Genomic DNA, 14,653 nt, shown 5'->3' on the forward strand with positions numbered 1-14,653 from the left:
AATCATGCAATTAAGCGCTTATACCAAAGAGTTTAAGAAGAACCTTAGCATTGCCTACCCAGTGATGTTGGGTCAATTGGGTCATGTATTAGTCGGTCTTGCCGATAATATTATGGTAGGTAAGCTGGGTGCTGCCCCTTTGGCAGCGGTTTCTCTAGGTAATTCATTGGTTTTTATCGCGCTTTCTATTGGGGTAGGATTTAGTTTTGCCATTACCCCTTTGATTGCCGAGGCCGATGGTGCTAATAATATAGAAAAAGGTCGTTCTTACTTTCAACACGGTATGATCATGTGCTTAACTACAGGTGTTGCGTTGTTTCTAGCACTTTGGCTTGCCAAACCTGTATTGTTCTATCTCAATCAGCCCGATGAGGTGGTGCAATTAGCAATGCCTTATTTAGATATTGTAGCGTTCTCAATGATTCCACTAATGATTTTTCAGGGTTTTAAGCAATTTGGTGACGGGTTATCACAAACAAAATACGCTATGTACGCTACCATTGGGGCCAATGTGGTTAACGTACTTTTTAATTATTTGCTCATTTATGGAATATGGATTTTTCCGAGATTAGAGCTAGAAGGTGCCGCATTAGGGACCTTGATTTCGCGTTTCTTTATGCTTTTCTTTTTGTATTATATTTTAAGATCAAAAAAGAAATTTGCTACCTACTTCGTTTGGGCGAAAAAATCATTACAAAAGAAAGTATTTAAACGCTTGTTTAATTTAGGCTTTCCCACTGCTTTACAAATGCTTTTTGAGGTGGGTGTTTTTACCGGTTCGGTTTTTCTTGCAGGTACCCTGGGTACAGATCCTCAAGCGGCAAATCAAGTGGCTTTAAACTTAGCTTCCATGACATTTATGATTGCTGTAGGTTTAGGCGTAACCGCAACTATTCGGGTGGGTAATCAAAAAGGAAAAAAGGCCTTCAAAGAGCTAAGACGAATTGCTTTATCTACGTTTTTGTTAGTATTTTTAATCGAAGCCGTTTTTGCCGTAGGTTTTATCGTGCTTAAAGATTGGTTGCCTACTTTTTATATAGACAATTCACAAGTAGTTTATCTAGCCTCTCAATTGCTTATCATAGCCGCTTTATTTCAGTTAAGTGACGGTTTGCAAGTTGTTATTTTAGGTGCTTTACGCGGATTGCAAGACGTAAAAATACCTACTTTGTTTTGTTTTATTGCCTATTGGGTAATAGGGTTTCCTATTTGTTTCTATCTCGGTAAGGAGGATGTACTAGGAAGTATGGGAATCTGGATTGGTCTTTTGGTAGGGCTTTCTGCTTCGGCGGTTATGTTATACTTTAGATTTAATTACCTTAGCAAAAAATTAATTGAAAAAGGAAGTATTTCTTTACCTTTATAAAAAATTCAAACTATGGAATTTCCAAAATTTTTACTCGCCGATAATACCGATTTTCCCGAGGCTATATTTATTGTGCATACCGACTACCCAAGGTTTATCATCAATTTGCAAAACGACGAGATTGAGTGGCTGGAGGAGTTTGATGCACACGATCAAAAAGAACTGGAAAGTGAAGTAGAAAATTTAATCGAAGAGGCTTCGCAGTTTTACGACCGTGAAGTGGCACGCTACCAAGAATAAAACTATGCCCACTATAGAACAATTGTTGCAATGGGACCAAGAACTTTTCTTGTATCTGAATAACTTAGGTACGCCTACTTGGGATTGGTTCTGGATTTTTATAACGCATAAGTTTGCTGCTATACCCATGTATGCCTACTTGCTGTATTTACTTTATAAAAACTATAACTTAAAAACACTCGGAATTACGCTGGTTTTTATCGCGCTTTTAATAACGGCTACAGATCAATTGGCTAATGTATTCAAAGATGCCTTTGCCAGACCCCGACCATGTAAAGAAGATTTTATGGCTCAAGGCCGATTTTTAATGGATTATTGCGGTAAGTACGGTTATTTTTCTGCACATGCAGCCAGCTCAACAGCTTTAGCCATCTTTCTAGGTAACATTCTAAAAAAATGGTATAAGCTAGCTTTTCCCTTGTTATTTATTTGGGCCATGTTGGTCAGCTATAGCCGTATTTATGTAGGTAAACATTACCCAGGAGATGTTATAACGGGTATACTCATTGGGAGTATAATTGGGTTTTTATTTTATAAACTGCATCAAATCAGTATAAATAAGCTAAACGCTAAAGTTTAGCTTATTTCCTTATGCAATTGGAGTAAATCAAAAGCAGCTTCAAACGGAGAAACTTCTTGTCGCTCTAGAGCCTCTATTTTTTCGGCTAAGGCTTGTTTTATTTTTGGGTTAGCATAAAAGTCGGCTTTTAATTGGTCTTGTATGGTTTGTAAAAGCCAATGCTTGTTTTGCTCTAACCGCAATTGTTCAAAATACCCGTTGCCTTTGGTTAATTTAAAATAAGTTTCTAGCATTTCCCATATGCGGTCTATACCTTTTTGATGCAAGCCACTAGCAATTTTCACCAAAGGTTTCCAGGTGCTTTCCTTGGTTGGGTAAAGATGCAGCGCTTTTTTAAATTCTGCTTGGGCTTGTCGTGCGGGTTTTAGGTTCTCGCCATCAGCTTTATTAATAACAATAGCATCGGCCATTTCCATAATACCACGTTTAATACCCTGTAACTCGTCACCCGCACCAGCCAATTTGAGCAACAAAAAAAAGTCGGTCATACTATGCACCAAGGTTTCACTTTGTCCCACCCCCACGGTTTCGATTAAAATAACATCAAAGCCTGCCGCTTCGCATAAAATAACCGATTCACGTGTTTTCTGAGCAACCCCACCAAGCGAATCTCCCGATGCCGTTGGCCGAATAAAAGCATTCTCTTGTTTTACTAATTCTTCCATGCGGGTTTTGTCGCCCAAAATACTTCCGTGCGAGACGCTACTTGTAGGGTCTACAGCCAAAACGGCAACTTTTTTAGCATGTTGCTCAATAAGATAGTTCCCAAAAGCCTCTATAAAAGTACTTTTACCCACACCTGGCACCCCCGTAATGCCTATGCGAATAGATTTGCCCGATGCAGGTAAACAGGTGTTGATAATCGTTTTTACCGATTCAAAATGCTTCTGTTGTTTGCTTTCAACTAGGGTTATACCTTGACTCAAGGCCGTTTTATTGCCCGCTAATATGCGCTCCGCTAAATCGGCGGCATTGATGCGTTTTTTTCGTAAAGCCTTTATGCGTGCCGCACTTTTTGACCCAATAGATTGAGAGTGCTGTGATGTCTTTTCGCTTAAAGCGGATTTGTTTTTCTTGGGGGTGGGCATATACATTTTTATTTAGCACAAATTTATGAATTCATTCTTGAAAACGGATAAAAAGCTTTTTATCTTCAAGCCATAAATTAAACCTTAAATTTTAAACAAGATGAAAACTTTTTATACAGAACAAGCCACCGCAAAAGGAGGTAGAGCCGGACACGTAAAAACCGAAGACGGTAAGATAGATATGAATTTGAGTGTTCCTAAAGCCATGGGCGGAGACGATGGTGATGGAGTAAACCCAGAGCACTTTTTTGCTTGTGCTTATTCGGCTTGTTATGGGGGTGCGCTTGAGGCTGTGGCTAAGGAAGATAATATAGATTTAGGCGATTATAGCGTTTCGGCTTCGGTGAGTATTGGGCGCACAGATGAAGGTGACTTTCAATTGGCCGTAATCTTAGATTCTTACCTACCAACAGTTGATGTTGAAACAGGGGAAAAATTAGTGAATAAAGCACACGAAATTTGTCCGTTTTCTCGTGCCACACGAGATAATATTGACGTGACTTTAAATCTGTTACTAGACGAGTAATCTAATAAATATTTATTCAAAAAAAAACCTAGGTGCTCTTGCATCTAGGTTTTTTTGTTGAGTTTATCAAAAGCAAAACTCACTTGGGTTTGATCCCAACTTAAAACCATATAATGCAAGTGGTTTTGTTTCTCAAAATGAATACTAAAGCGTTCTACGGTCTCGGGTAATTTTTGGGTTGGTACTTCAATGATTAAAGCATCGTAAGCTTCGTCTCGAGCGGCTTCTTGTGTACTTAAATCAATACCCCAAGCATACATCTTTTTATTAAAAATAATTTTCCAAGAATCCGGTTGCGGAATGGTCCATAAACTATAGCGCCCCGCATCTAACAACGAGCCGTCTACTTGAATGGCTTGATTAACCCAGAAAGTAGTAGCCTCGTTTGCCCCTGTTCGCCAAACTTGGTTGAAAGGTACTAGCTCGCCAAAAATCTCCCTACCTCGTTTTGCGGGCCGGTTGTAAAAAACTTCTACTTTTAAATTTCCTGTACGATAATGTATGGTTTCTTCTGGACTATGTGATTTGGTTTGGTTTTTGATTAAAAAGAAGCCAATGATGCCTCCGATAAGTAGGATAAGGAAGATGCGAATACTTCTTTTCATATTTTTTTAAAGTGAAGATAAAAATTTTTTAGAAACTGCAACAACAAGAGAAGGCAATCGTATTTAAAAATGAATAGAAACTAATTAAGCTTTATTTTGTTTCAAAACGATTTAATCGAACGCTGCCGAAAGCAAGACAGACGCGCACAGTTGAAGATTTACAACAAATACTGTGATGCCATGTATTATGTTGCCTTGAGATTTTTAAAAAATCAACACGAGGCCGAAGAGGCGATGCAAGAAGGTTTTATTAAAGCCTTTTCAAAACTGCATCAATTTACAGGAGAAGTTACTTTTGGCGCTTGGTTAAAACGAATCGTGATTAACACTAGCTTAGATATGCTTAAAGCTAAAAAGTTAAATTTAATTGCGATTAACGAGCAAACCTTAGGTAAGGTAGAAGAAGAAGATAATTGGAGTATTGCAGACGAGATAAGTGTTGAGCAGGTCAAAGAATGTATTGCTCAATTACCCGATAAATATCGCTTTGCATTAATGCTTTTTTTAATCGAAGGTTATGACCACGAAGAAATTTCGCAAATTTTAAATATAACACAAGTTTCGTCGCGTACCCTTGTGCATCGAGGAAAGAAAAAGTTGCAAGAACAATTAAAACATATTTACCATGGCACAGGATCTTAGAGAAATGTTGCAGTTTGAGGCCCAGAAAAAAGCAAATCCGCCCTTGGCAGATGGGCACAAAGATAGATTTTTAAGTCGGTTGGAGGCTGAGTTTCCTGAATCTCAAAAGAAAAGAGACTATTTTCTATGGTATAAAATTGCTGCTGTTATAATAGTGGTGTTGGTAAGCGGAGTGCTGTTTTGGCCCACTTCGCCGCAATTAAATCAAGAGCAGTTGGTTGAAGGTCAGTCTGTGAATCCAGGCAGTCTTCCTGTTGTGCCAGCTACTATGTTGAGCCAAAGTTCGCCAGAATTTAAAAAGATAGAAGATTTTTATCTGGCCAACTTGCATACAGAGCTCGCCGCTTTAACCATTACCTCAGAAAATAAAGAATTAATAGATGATTTTATGCTACAATTAGAGCAACTCGATGACGAATACCTAAGGCTTAATGAAGAAATTAAAGAATATGGTGTGAGTGAGGCCTCTATAGGTACGCTTATTCAAAACTTAGAGTTAAGACTCGATCTATTAAAACGATTAAAAAGTAAATTAAAATCCCTGAAACAAGAGCAGCAGCAACAGTTAACGGGAATAAGCATATAGCATGAGAAAATTAGCTATTTATTATTGTAAAGTGTTAATCCTTAGTTTTTTTGGTTTGACTACTACTGCTTTGGTAGCCCAAAAAACCACATTATTACACGAAAAACTAGAGGTTAATGCCAAACCGAGTTTAGATTTAGAGTCTAGGCACACCCGAGTTATCATTGAAACTTGGGACCAAAATAGAACCGAGATTGAAGCCTTTGTTGAAGGTATAGATTTGTCTGAAAAACAGATCGAACAAATCAAAAAACTCTGGGGAGTGAGCTTTAAAGCGGATAAAGACCGTATTTTTTTGCGTTCTTTTGCTCGGCCTGCACAGCAAATCGCCTACGAATTACAAAAAGCAACATTGACCAGCGAAACAGCAGCAGATTATCCTAAGCCAGGCGAAATGAAATTGATGCAGAATTTGCTAGCCGAGTTAAATGCGCTTAATATTACCAGTAGCGCACTTCAAAACATCAGTAAACTCAAATTTGATTATAGCGCCTACCAGAAGCAAGGAAAAGAATACTTAAGGGCTTATGAAAATTTGGTGTTATCTTTCTTAGAAGATAAAGAAAATGCCGCAGTGCTTCAACGTCAATCTGAATTGCAAAAAAATGCAACCAATCAAACATGGCGCCAAGAACTAGAGCGCAAGATGCAGCAAATGGAAGCACAGTTCAATGAACGAATTACGGCTTGGTCAACGACCGAAAATACCCCTAATACGCACATAAAAAAAGAGGTTATCGAGCATCCAGACGGCAGGAAAACAACCCAAATTTTTATGGTTTCTACGCTGAGTCCTAATGCAAATAAGTCAGCAGAGAAAACCTTAATCGTTCCTACTATAAAGATTAAAATTCCTTCACAATCTAGCCTACAAATCAGTCAGCGCTATGGCAGTTTAGATTTGCTAAAACCGGTTAGTAACCTTCAGGTGCAATTGGCCTATGCATCGCTTAAAGCGGATTTGATAACAGGAGAAAACAATAGGGTAGAGGTAGCTTATGCTCCCATAAATATTAATTTTTGGGAACACGGAGAACTGCATTTAAACTATGTAAAAAAAGCTCAAATAGGTAAGGTGAATAGTATGGCCTTAAGAGCTAACGCCAGTGATTTAAGTATAAAAGAGTGGAATGGTTTTGGGCGATTAACCAGTGCCTTCGGACAGATAAAAATTTTGAAAATAGGAGCCGATTTTAATCGTCTTGACATTAATTTAAGCAATACCGATATGAGTATAGCAGTGCCAAATCTGGCCTTTGAGCTCAATTATACGGGTAGTAAAAGCAATTTGAAACTACCCTCTAGTATTAAAGTTACGCGAGATAACACTTATGGCACAGAATTGGTTACAGGTTTCTTTAAAGATAAGACAACCGATAATCGAATCAATATTGATGTGAAATTTAGTAAAGTTGTTTTTAATTAGTTTTTTTATTTGGTTTTTGTGTAAAAATAGTTTTGCTTTATAAGTGAAACTATTTTTTTTATGTCTAATAAACCTTCTTTAGCTTTTTTATCATCACTTACTACAGGTTTTACCCCGGTAATAAAAGGCTTTTCACATCAGACTTATATTCCTTTAGACCTTTCAATTCATCAAAACTTGTTGAGTACTTCAGTTTTGTTTAACCCTGTACAAATGCAAGAACGTTTGACCCAATGGTTGCAAATAAAAGGAGCTCAAGTCGCTTTTGGCGGATATATGGAATTGCGTAAAATTTATGATCGGAGTATGCATTTTTTGACAGATGAAGCACAAAAGAGAAATTTACACCTGGGGGTTGATTTTTGGGCACCTGCAGAAACACCTGTTGTGGCTCCCATAGCCGGTCGTGTGCACAGTTTAGCAAACAATGAAGGATACGGAAATTATGGTCCAACACTACTATTAGAACATCAAATAAATGGGTATCAATTCTTCAGTTTATACGGTCATTTGAGTTTATCCAGTCTTTCGCTATTACAACAGGGCGACCTTGTAAAAGCAGGAGATACTATTGGTTTTTTGGGAGATGCAATGGTAAATGGTGATTACGCGCCGCATCTACATTTCCAGTTAATTTTAGATCTTGAAAGTTATGTAGGCGATTATCCTGGCGTGGCAAGGGCTTTAGAAAAGCCTTATTACTTGAAAAATTGTCCCGACCCTAATTTACTTTTGAAATACAAATCCGCGTAAGCTACTTTTTCTTGACAAAAAGCGCCACTAAAGCAGAAGTCACAATACCCATGGCCAAGGCAAAGAATATAGATTGTATGATATAGCTGCGCATACTAAAATATTGCTTGGCTAAATCTGGATTCATATTACGTTGCTCGATGGCGTATTCGGTGGCATTTTTAAAATAATCGGGAGTTATAAAGGTGGCTCCGATATATTGTACTAGTGGGGATAGAAGCGCAACTATTGCCGATAAGACGGCACCAGATACCACGGCTTGAGACCAAGTGATCTGGCCGTTGTAAAACCATTCTCTTTTTTGTCGCAAAGCCAAATAATACAACAAAATATAAGGTATAGCGATTAAGTTGGTGTAAATGGGATGTAAATCGATATGCTGGTCGTGAAGCCCTACACCTTTTTCTATACTTAACCAGAATAATGTTAGAATACTAAAGTAAATGGCCCATTTAAATTCTATTTTAAAATTTTTCATGCGAGTTGCTCTGTTGACTTATTGTATGAAGTAAAAATACAAAAAGCGGTCTTATCAAAAAAAGTTATAAAGAAGACTTTTAAGGTATAAGACCGCTTTGTTTTTAAAAGGTATGGTGTTTTAGTGTTTAGTTAAAACCCATTGCCCTTTTTCTAATAAGGGGATCGCTTGTTTGTATTTTAAAGTTTTGCTTTCTCCAGTGGCAACATTGCGAATAGTTACCTTGTCATTGCGACCGATTTTAGGTTGTTCACGAACAATGGTTTCGGTTACTTGTGGTTGTTGTGAGGCTTGTTGACCCGCGGCTCTGTTTTGAGCAGCACGCTCATCCATATTAGGGATTTCCTCTTTAGAAGTCTCTAGATTTTCTTTAGGTCTTTGCTCACGAGCTTCTTGTATATTGGTTTCTTGCTGAGGTATTTCTCCTTTAAACAAGAAAGAAATCACCTCTTTATTTACCTCGTCTAGCATTGCTTTAAACAATTCAAACGCCTCAAATTTATAAATAAGCAAGGGGTCTTTTTGTTCGTGAACCGCAAGTTGTACACTTTGCTTTAATTCATCCATTTTACGCAAATGGGTTTTCCAAGCATCATCGATAATAGCCAAAGTGATATTTTTCTCGAAATCTTGAACCAATTGTTTACCTTCGGTTTCATAAGCCATTTTTAAATTGGTGGCAACCTGTAAGGTTTTTTGACCATCAGAGAAAGGTACTCCAATACGCTCAAAACGATCACCTTGGGTTTCAAAAATTTGTTTTATTACAGGATAAGCTCTTTCTGCATTAGCCCGCATACGCTCTTCGTAATTGGCATAAGCAGCTTTATAAACTTTACCCGCTAACTCTTGTGGCTTTAGTTTTTCAAAAGTTTTTTCATCTACAGGAGAATCCATAGAGAAATAACGAATCAACTCAAATTCAAAGTTTTTAAAATCAGCAGCATTTTTGTTGGTTTCGGTAATCGATTCCGATAGATCGAAAATCATATTGGCCAAATCAACACGTAAACGCTCCCCGAATAGAGCGTGGTATCTACGCTTGTAAATTACTTCACGCTGCGCATTCATCACATCATCATATTCTAACAAGCGCTTTCTTACACCAAAATTGTTTTCCTCTACTTTTTTCTGGGCGCGTTCTATAGATTTAGAAATCATACCATGTTGTATCACCTCACCTTCTTCAAGCCCCATGCGGTCCATTAATTTAGCAATACGTTCACTACCAAATAGGCGCATTAAGTTATCTTCTAAAGAAACGTAGAATTGTGAGCTACCTGGATCTCCTTGACGACCAGCACGACCTCTTAACTGTCTGTCTACTCGTCTCGAATCGTGGCGTTCGGTACCAATAATGGCCAAACCACCAGCTTCTTTCACTTCTTTACTCAGTTTAATATCGGTACCACGACCAGCCATATTGGTTGCAATGGTTACCACTCCAGCTTTACCCGCTTCTTCTACAATATCTGCTTCTTTCTTGTGTAATTTTGCATTCAATACATTATGCGGCACATTTCTTATTTTAAGCATACGGCTAAGCAGCTCTGAAATATCTACCGAGGTTGTACCTATAAGTACGGGGCGTCCTGCTTGAGATAATTTGGTTACCTCCTCAATAACTGCATTGTATTTTTCGCGTTTGGTTTTGTATACCAAATCGTCTTTATCTTTACGTGCAATAGGGCGGTTGGTAGGTATCTCAACAACATCTAATTCATAAATTTCCCAGAATTCGCCCGCCTCGGTTACCGCTGTACCAGTCATACCCGATAACTTGCCGTACATTCTAAAGTAATTTTGTAAGGTTACGGTAGCAAAGGTTTGCGTGGCATCTTCAATCTTTACATTCTCCTTGGCCTCAATAGCTTGGTGTAACCCGTCGCTATATCTACGTCCATCCATAATACGCCCTGTCTGCTCATCTACGATCTTCACCTTATTGTCCATCACCACATACTCGGTATCTTTTTCAAAAAGCGTATAGGCTTTTAAAAGTTGGCGCAGGGTGTGAATTCTTTCGCTTTTTACACTATAATCTCTAAAGAGTTCTTCTTTTAAAGCAGCTTCTTCTTCTTTAGGTAGGTTTTTTTGCTCAATTTTAGAGATTTCCATACCAATCTCGGGCATCACAAAAAAGTTAGGATCTTCTTTACCCGATAAAAACTCAACCCCCTTATCGGTTAAGTCAATTTGGTTGTTTTTTTCTTCAATCACAAAATACAACTCAGCGTCTACCTTTGGCATCTCGCGGTTGTTGTCTTGCATATAGTGATTTTCGGTTTTTTGCAGCAATTGCTTAATACCTTCTTCACTTAAAAATTTGATTAATGCTTTGTTTTTAGGTAATCCGCGGAAAACGCGAAGCAATAAAAATCCACCTTGTTTGGTATCTCCTGCAACGATGAGCTTTTTGGCTTCTGCCAATACGCCAACTAGATACTTGCGCTGAACTTCAACTATTTTACTGATTTGAGGTTTTAGCGCATCAAATTCGTGCACATCTCCTTTAGGCACCGGTCCCGAAATAATAAGTGGAGTTCGAGCATCATCAATCAATACCGAATCGACCTCATCTACAATGGCATAGTTATGCTTACGCTGAACTAAATCATTAGGCGAGTGACTCATATTATCACGCAGGTAGTCAAAACCAAACTCGTTGTTGGTACCATAGGTAATATCGGCATTATAAGCTTTTCTTCTAGCTTCAGAATTAGGTTTATGATAATCGATACAATCTACCGTAAGCCCATGGAATTGGAAAATCGGGGCCATCCAAGCGCTATCTCGTTTGGCCAAGTAATCGTTTACCGTTACCAAGTGTACACCCTTTCCGGTTAATGCATTAAGGTATACCGGTAGGGTTGCCACTAAGGTTTTCCCTTCACCCGTTTGCATTTCGGCAATTTTACCTTGGTGCATGGCGATACCACCAATCAACTGCACGTCGTAATGAATCATATCCCACTGCACTTCTTTACCGGCGGCATCCCATCGGTTTAACCAAATGGCTTTATCTTCACCCTCTAGACTTACATAGTCTTTGCTGGCCGAAAGTTCGCGATCATAGGCGGTGGCAGTTACCTCTAAACGCTCGTTATGGCAAAAGCGTTTGGCGGTTTCTTTAACCGTTGCAAAAGCTTCTGGTAATATATCATTTAAAACCTGCTCAGAAACCGTATAAACTTCTTTCTCAAGGCTGTCTATTTTGTTGTAATGATCTTCTTTGAGGTTGATGTCTTCTTCTTGACTAGCTTTTTCTTTTAAAGCTGCAATTTCTTCGGTTAAATTTTGGGTAGCCGATTTTATTTTAGCTTTAAAATCGCTTGTTTTCTGCCTTAATTGATCGAGGCTAAGTTGTTCAAAGTCTTTTTCTAAAGCTTTGATTTTTTCTACAATAGGTTTGATGGCTTTGATGTCTTTTTCAGACTTGTCGCCAATAAATACTTTTAATACCGAGTCTAAAAACCCCATAACTTGTAATTGTTTTTATAAGTGTCAAATGTAAGCAAAAAAAAAGCCTCACAGGGAGACTTTTTTCTAGTTATTTTGCTGATTTTTAATATTCATCTTCGTTCCAAAGGTAATCTTCATCGGTGGGGTAATCTGGCCAAATTTCCTCTATTGAATCATAAGAATCACCTTCATCTTCTATAGATTGTAAATTTTCAACCACCTCTAAAGGAGCTCCCGTTCTAATAGCATAATCTATCAATTCATCTTTGGTTGCCGGCCAAGGGGCATCACTTAAGTAGGATGCTAATTCTAAAGTCCAATACATCTGATACTCGTGTTTAATTTCTGCAAAAATAAATTTTTAATTGAATAATCCAAGAAAAAAATCTATTATTTTATTTTTTTGATTTATAAGAACTTGTGCTTCACAAATAAAGCTGGTTGTAAGCTTAATTTTCATCCTTCTTTGGAATCCACTTTATTTCGTCTACACCTAGATCATTTGTCAATTTTCGTGCCAGCACAAAAAGATAATCCGATAATCTATTCAAATAACTTAAAATACTCGGATCAAAAGGTTCGAGTTCGTTTAAAGCGGCAGCCATGCGCTCGGCACGTCGGCAAACACAGCGTGCGATATGACAATATGACACGGTAGTATGGCCCCCTGGTAAAATGAAATGCGTCATCTGCGGGAGACGCTCATTCATCTGATCGATGCGTTCTTCTAAAAAGCTTATCTCTTGATCGTTGACTTTTTTGATGGCTAAACGCTCTTTGCCGTTTTTTAACTGGGCTTTTTGCGGATCGGTGGCTAATTCCGCGCCAAGCGTAAATAAATGATGCTGTATGGCAAATAGATCTTGTTTTGTATCCTGGTCGATATCTTGATCTTTGATTAAACCAATTTGGGCATTAAGTTCATCTACACTGCCGTAACTTTCTATGCGAATATGATGTTTGGGTACACGTGTTCCGCCAAATAGGGCAGTAGTACCTTGATCTCCTGTCTTGGTGTAAATTTTCATTTTCTTTTTTTGCCTACAAAGTAAGAAAGAAAAAGATAAATGTAGAATTTTTATATAATCAATTTAAATGTATTGAGAGATGAAGCCAAAATTTTAAAGGATGCGAATGACTCGGTTCAAATTTGTAGCCTAAACCATTTATAGTAATTCCTTATGCATTCTCTTTTTCCTTTTCTTCTCTTTTGGCTTTTAAACGCTCTTTAAATGCTCGCGTATTTCTGGGTTTACGCTTGCTTTTGTTGCGGTTGTTATTAGCGATTACGGCCAGAAATAATACCACTAGACCACCAAAAACAAGTAAGATTTGTGTGAGCGGAGAGAGGTTCTCAAATTGCATAGCTTTTTGGCTTTTGTTTGATATCGGTTTCTATAAGACCATCGCGCAGACGAATAACCCTATGCGCATGCGCTGCAATATCTTCTTCGTGAGTAACTAAAATCACGGTATTGCCTGCGGCATGAATTGCATCAAAAAGATGCATGATTTCTACAGAGGTTTTAGAATCGAGGTTTCCCGTAGGTTCATCGGCTAAGATAATAGAAGGCTTGTTTACCAAAGCACGTCCCACGGCTACTCTTTGGCGCTGTCCACCTGAAAGCTGATTGGGTTTATGGTCCATACGATCGCCCAAACCAACGTCTTGCAATACCTCGGCCGCTCGCTCGTTGCGTTCTTGTTTTGATTTGCCAGCATAAATCATAGGTAAAGCCACATTGTCTAAAGCTGTGGTTCGCGGAAGCAAATTAAAGGTTTGAAATACAAAACCGATTTCTTTATTTCTAATCTCTGCTAACTCATCATCGCTGAGCTGCGAAACATCTTGCCCGTTTAAAATGTACTTTCCGGCGGTAGGGGTATCTAAACAGCCTAACAAATTCATTAAAGTGGATTTTCCTGAACCAGACGGACCCATAATTGCAACGTATTCGCCTTTTTCAATAACCAGGTCTATGCCTTTTAAAACGTGTACGGTTTCTTGGCCAAGTTTAAAATCTCGGGTAATTTTAGTAATATCAATAACTTTATTCATACTTCTGCTTTCTGTTTTATAAGACGTTAGCACGGCAGCTTTGTTACATGCGAATGGTAAATTCTTCTCGAGCTTGCTCGGCTCTAAAAAATACCAAGCCCCAATAAAAACAATCTATACTTACCCTTACCTCGGGATGCTTTTTAATCCGCTCCCAAGCGCGCTGCATACCAGCCGACCAGTAAATGTCGTCTATAATAAATACACTGTCGTTGTGTTTATGCGCCAACAAGGTACAAAAATACGCGTAAGTAGCCTGCTCATCATGGTGCCCATCTATAAATGCCAAATCAATTTTATCGGGTACTTGCTTTAAAGTATCTTTAAATAAGCCCAAATGCAACTGCCAATTGTTGCGTTGCATTTTTTGCATTTGGTTTTGGGCTAATTTTGCCGTGGCCTGGCAGGCTTCAAAGCTGTGTACTTGCGTGCCCGAATTAGCGGCCATCCCAATACTTCCCAAACCCAATGAAGTGCCCAATTCAACCGCTTGCTTGATATCAAAATAACGGCAAATTCTATAAAGCAGTTGACTGCGTTTAAGCGTACTACCCGCTTGCTTAGCAATAGCACTTATCTTTCTTTTTTTATTAGGCGAAAATACCCGTGATCCTGCACCAAAATCTTTTACCTCAATCGAATGGTGATTACTACGCATAGCTTTATGGTATGCCTTGATAAGCCGATAAGCCGCATAGTCTTTTTTGTCGTATAAACATCGGGTTACCCAATCGTACACAAAGGGAGAGTGTACCCCGTGGGCATTGGTGCTTTTTAACCAAAATCTAGGATATGATTTTAACAAGTGATTCATATTCTATTTCTTTGTTTCCGCTTAAAGC

At 38.4% G+C, this 14,653-nt stretch carries 17 protein-coding genes; 8 read left to right on the top strand and 9 right to left on the bottom strand.

The window, feature by feature from the left end; all coding sequences use genetic code 11:
• The first annotated feature begins 4 nt into the window (after positions 1 to 4).
• Genes ACH2AZ_RS05050 through ACH2AZ_RS05060 form a run of 3 tightly spaced genes read left to right on the top strand, consistent with a single transcriptional unit; the run spans position 5 to position 2,186 of the window.
• Complete coding sequence (locus ACH2AZ_RS05050; protein ID WP_394907039.1) at positions 5 to 1,366, top strand: MATE family efflux transporter; 1,362 nt, start codon at positions 5 to 7, stop codon at positions 1,364 to 1,366.
• Between the two features lie 12 nt (positions 1,367 to 1,378).
• On the top strand, positions 1,379 to 1,606 hold the full coding sequence (locus ACH2AZ_RS05055; RefSeq protein ID WP_379048457.1) for a hypothetical protein: 228 nt from the start codon (positions 1,379 to 1,381) through the stop codon (positions 1,604 to 1,606).
• A gap of 4 nt (positions 1,607 to 1,610) precedes the next feature.
• Positions 1,611 to 2,186 (top strand): phosphatase PAP2 family protein, encoded by a 576-nt coding sequence (locus ACH2AZ_RS05060; RefSeq protein WP_379048455.1) that lies wholly within the window; start codon positions 1,611 to 1,613, stop codon positions 2,184 to 2,186.
• Here ACH2AZ_RS05060 and meaB read toward each other — a convergent pair.
• Positions 2,183 to 3,274 carry a methylmalonyl Co-A mutase-associated GTPase MeaB gene (gene meaB, locus ACH2AZ_RS05065; RefSeq protein ID WP_394906935.1) on the bottom strand — a complete coding sequence of 364 codons (1,092 nt, stop codon included), beginning with the start codon at positions 3,272 to 3,274 and terminating at the stop codon, positions 2,183 to 2,185. The genes ACH2AZ_RS05060 and meaB overlap by 4 nt on opposite strands.
• 100 nt (positions 3,275 to 3,374) lie before the next feature.
• Between meaB and ACH2AZ_RS05070 the strand changes: the two genes are divergently transcribed.
• Complete coding sequence (locus ACH2AZ_RS05070; RefSeq protein ID WP_147861306.1) at positions 3,375 to 3,800, top strand: organic hydroperoxide resistance protein; 426 nt, start codon at positions 3,375 to 3,377, stop codon at positions 3,798 to 3,800.
• A 44-nt stretch (positions 3,801 to 3,844) separates the two neighbouring features.
• Here the strand turns inward: ACH2AZ_RS05070 and ACH2AZ_RS05075 are convergent, their stop codons facing one another.
• Positions 3,845 to 4,405 (bottom strand): DUF2911 domain-containing protein, encoded by a 561-nt coding sequence (locus ACH2AZ_RS05075; protein WP_394906936.1) that lies wholly within the window; start codon positions 4,403 to 4,405, stop codon positions 3,845 to 3,847.
• Positions 4,406 to 4,501: 96 nt separating this feature from the next.
• Between ACH2AZ_RS05075 and ACH2AZ_RS05080 the strand changes: the two genes are divergently transcribed.
• Genes ACH2AZ_RS05080 through ACH2AZ_RS05095 form a run of 4 tightly spaced genes read left to right on the top strand, consistent with a single transcriptional unit; the run spans position 4,502 to position 7,812 of the window.
• Positions 4,502 to 5,047 carry an RNA polymerase sigma factor gene (locus tag ACH2AZ_RS05080; RefSeq protein WP_394906937.1) on the top strand — a complete coding sequence of 182 codons (546 nt, stop codon included), beginning with the start codon at positions 4,502 to 4,504 and terminating at the stop codon, positions 5,045 to 5,047.
• The gene (locus ACH2AZ_RS05085) at positions 5,031 to 5,633 is read left to right on the top strand and encodes a hypothetical protein (RefSeq protein ID WP_394906938.1); all 603 of its coding nucleotides are present in this window, start codon (positions 5,031 to 5,033) and stop codon (positions 5,631 to 5,633) included. The genes ACH2AZ_RS05080 and ACH2AZ_RS05085 overlap by 17 nt, the downstream gene beginning before the upstream one ends.
• Position 5,634: 1 nt before the next feature.
• A complete protein-coding gene (locus ACH2AZ_RS05090; RefSeq protein WP_394906939.1) occupies positions 5,635 to 7,059 on the top strand; it encodes a hypothetical protein in 1,425 nt (474 codons plus the stop codon).
• 60 nt (positions 7,060 to 7,119) lie between these two features.
• Positions 7,120 to 7,812 (top strand): peptidoglycan DD-metalloendopeptidase family protein, encoded by a 693-nt coding sequence (locus ACH2AZ_RS05095; RefSeq protein WP_394906940.1) that lies wholly within the window; start codon positions 7,120 to 7,122, stop codon positions 7,810 to 7,812.
• A 1-nt stretch (position 7,813) separates the two neighbouring features.
• Here ACH2AZ_RS05095 and ACH2AZ_RS05100 read toward each other — a convergent pair whose 3' ends face one another.
• From ACH2AZ_RS05100 to ACH2AZ_RS05130, 7 genes are all read right to left on the bottom strand, one after another.
• Positions 7,814 to 8,290: a DUF4199 domain-containing protein gene (locus ACH2AZ_RS05100; RefSeq protein WP_394906941.1), complete on the bottom strand. Its 477-nt coding sequence runs from the start codon at positions 8,288 to 8,290 to the stop codon at positions 7,814 to 7,816.
• 120 nt (positions 8,291 to 8,410) lie between these two features.
• A complete protein-coding gene (gene secA, locus ACH2AZ_RS05105; protein ID WP_394906942.1) occupies positions 8,411 to 11,770 on the bottom strand; it encodes a preprotein translocase subunit SecA in 3,360 nt (1,119 codons plus the stop codon).
• 85 nt (positions 11,771 to 11,855) lie between these two features.
• Positions 11,856 to 12,077, bottom strand: coding sequence for a DUF2795 domain-containing protein (locus ACH2AZ_RS05110; protein WP_006989959.1), 222 nt, complete (start codon positions 12,075 to 12,077; stop codon positions 11,856 to 11,858).
• Positions 12,078 to 12,201: 124 nt separating this feature from the next.
• Positions 12,202 to 12,780: a cob(I)yrinic acid a,c-diamide adenosyltransferase gene (locus ACH2AZ_RS05115; RefSeq protein ID WP_394906943.1), complete on the bottom strand. Its 579-nt coding sequence runs from the start codon at positions 12,778 to 12,780 to the stop codon at positions 12,202 to 12,204.
• A 151-nt stretch (positions 12,781 to 12,931) separates the two neighbouring features.
• The gene (locus ACH2AZ_RS05120) at positions 12,932 to 13,117 is read right to left on the bottom strand and encodes a hypothetical protein (RefSeq protein ID WP_379048435.1); all 186 of its coding nucleotides are present in this window, start codon (positions 13,115 to 13,117) and stop codon (positions 12,932 to 12,934) included.
• On the bottom strand, positions 13,107 to 13,811 hold the full coding sequence (locus ACH2AZ_RS05125; protein ID WP_379048433.1) for an ABC transporter ATP-binding protein: 705 nt from the start codon (positions 13,809 to 13,811) through the stop codon (positions 13,107 to 13,109). Before ACH2AZ_RS05125 ends, ACH2AZ_RS05120 begins: the two co-directional genes overlap by 11 nt.
• Positions 13,812 to 13,854: 43 nt before the next feature.
• Positions 13,855 to 14,625: an O-methyltransferase gene (locus ACH2AZ_RS05130; protein ID WP_394906944.1), complete on the bottom strand. Its 771-nt coding sequence runs from the start codon at positions 14,623 to 14,625 to the stop codon at positions 13,855 to 13,857.
• Positions 14,626 to 14,653 lie beyond the last annotated feature (28 nt).

This window comes from uncultured Mesonia sp., assembly GCA_947499595.1.
GTDB classification, from domain to species: Bacteria; Bacteroidota; Bacteroidia; order Flavobacteriales; family Flavobacteriaceae; genus Mesonia; species Mesonia sediminis.